At 36.5% G+C, this 2,092-nt stretch carries 1 protein-coding gene, 1 tRNA gene and 1 pseudogene; 1 reads left to right on the top strand and 2 read right to left on the bottom strand.

Annotated features, from left to right (window positions below):
- Together H5202_RS21240 and H5202_RS21235 are read right to left on the bottom strand one after the other, a co-directional pair.
- Positions 1-512: pseudogene (locus H5202_RS21240) on the bottom strand (hypothetical protein); the annotation flags it as partial.
- A gap of 821 nt (positions 513-1,333) precedes the next feature.
- Positions 1,334-1,822, bottom strand: coding sequence for a VC2046/SO_2500 family protein (locus H5202_RS21235; protein WP_182773805.1), 489 nt, complete (start codon positions 1,820-1,822; stop codon positions 1,334-1,336).
- Between the two features lie 125 nt (positions 1,823-1,947).
- Here H5202_RS21235 and H5202_RS21230 point away from each other — a divergent pair.
- A tRNA-Tyr gene (locus H5202_RS21230) sits at positions 1,948-2,032 on the top strand.
- The last annotated feature ends 60 nt before the right edge of the window (positions 2,033-2,092 follow it).

The following is a 2,092-nucleotide window of genomic DNA, read 5'->3' as shown; positions in this document are numbered from 1 at the left end:
TGCTTTAGCTGCTCCGCATCGATAATTTTATTAAACTTATGCTGATCTTTGGCATTAATTAATAATAAACGATAACTAAGCAAGCCTTTGAAAATTGGGATACGAATGGGAATAGTTTTGCTCTCCCATTCTGAATTGGTTGCGGCTACAAATGTATTAATTTTTTGCCCTTTTATTAGCTGCCTTAAAACACGATCTCTCGCCATGGGGGTATAAGATTGCTCGATACGATAATCCCCATAAAGCGGCTGGGTTTTCTGTAATGAGAGCTCTATTAATTCAGTAGTATAAAGGTAGCGTAGATCTTCCTTAGGGTGAGGTTGGTGAAAACGAACAATATCAATGACCGCAGCATGGGCATGATTAGTTGCCGCCAGCGCTATGGCAATTAATCCGATAGTAGAAAAAATAAAAGAGATCATTCCTGACGCGGTTAGCGGTCGGTTTAAACGGTAATTGATAACACTCATTGAGAACGGTAGTAAAAGTGAAATCGGTAGTAAAAATCCCATTATCGCTCCTTAATTGAGAATAACGATATCTCAGTTTGTTTTACGGAGAAAAAGTCGTTATGGCATAGATGATAAGACACAACAATATAACTAGGCTTGACCATTTAAATTCGTTTAACGGTACTTAAAAAATATGATTTCTATTTAGGGTTACAGCAGTCGGATTAAGGTGAGATCTGACTTTTCAAGCAAACAGGTTGAGGGCAAGAAATGTAAGCAGTTTGTCCCCCTTACGAAACTGTTTATGCAGAGGTAAACGATGCGAACCCTAACCGCGTTGTCAGTTTTAAAGTAAGAACAACTAGTTTAAGCAACTTCCGCCTTGTTTGTGTTAATTTTTCTAGCGCAATATCTGAGCAATGATTTAGTACCATGGGAATTAAATCATCTTTAGCAAATAGAGTATCAGGTTTTATTTGTCGCTAGCATGACAATAATTGTGGCATATGCCGCAACTGAATACCAAAATAAACAGAAAAATTGTTCCGAATAGGACATAAAATAAAATAATAAATTTTTTTATAAGGAACCTTGTACTTACATTACCGGTTACTCTGCTACTAAGTATAGTTCAGGCTTTAGAAAGGAGATAAAAGTGAGGTTTTTACAAACCTGAACATTCAGATTTTGGAGGTGATTTTTAATGTATGTTTTTTGGCGATTGTTTTATCGTTCTTTTTGATCCGGATTTGCCTATTACTCACACTTAACAGCTGGTTGTTAACAGTTATTTTTATTTTTTGAATCTTATATTATACTTTAAAAATCATTACGTTATCACTTTCACTGTTTTAGGTGTCCATGCGTTATTCTCTAAGATCTTAATTTGATAAAATTTTAGATATCTTACGTTGCGTGCTCAGCTGTTCTAAAAAGTGCATATCTTCTAACGGGGTATGTTGTTGGTAGGCATTAATCGCTTTATTTTTCGTTAGATAGTCACAGTTACTTAATACTTCAACCATAGAATCTGATTGAGAACCCCTAATCACTAATGCTTCGGGCGTTAATGCTTGTTGAAGTTGAAACTGACGAGCACCTTGTTGCTGAAATATCATCGCGTTATCGATAGTGTCTGGGTGAACAGAAATATCATCGACTAATAGTTGAGGTTGAGGTACAGAAAATCGTTGTCGCAGTTTTTGTGTGCTCTCTACATCATTATCTAATTGAAATTGAGCCATATCGCGAGCATCAATTGACAGCATAGCCAACAGCAAACCAAATTCACCGCGACGATTGTTTTCAATCGCAACGTTTAATCGGCTCCCTATTTGTAACTCATTGACTAATGTTGACTCAATTTGCATATAAAAACATCACCACTACTGCTCGATGCTATTTTATCGACCAAACAGTCATAAACTTTAGTAAAATATTCAATTATGTACTTTACATATAAAAGGTTTCTGACTACTATGGCGACCGCAATTGAGGAGGGGTTCCCGAGTGGCCAAAGGGATCAGACTGTAAATCTGACGGCTCAGCCTTCGAAGGTTCGAATCCTTCTCCCTCCACCATTTGCGTTGCTACAAAGTGTAAATTTAAAAGTGTTAAAGATGTAAAGATGTAAAGAGTTA

This window comes from Shewanella sp. SG41-4 (assembly GCF_014164505.1).
Classification (GTDB): Bacteria; Pseudomonadota; Gammaproteobacteria; order Enterobacterales; family Shewanellaceae; genus Shewanella.
This window is presented reverse-complemented; position numbering and strand designations above follow the sequence as displayed.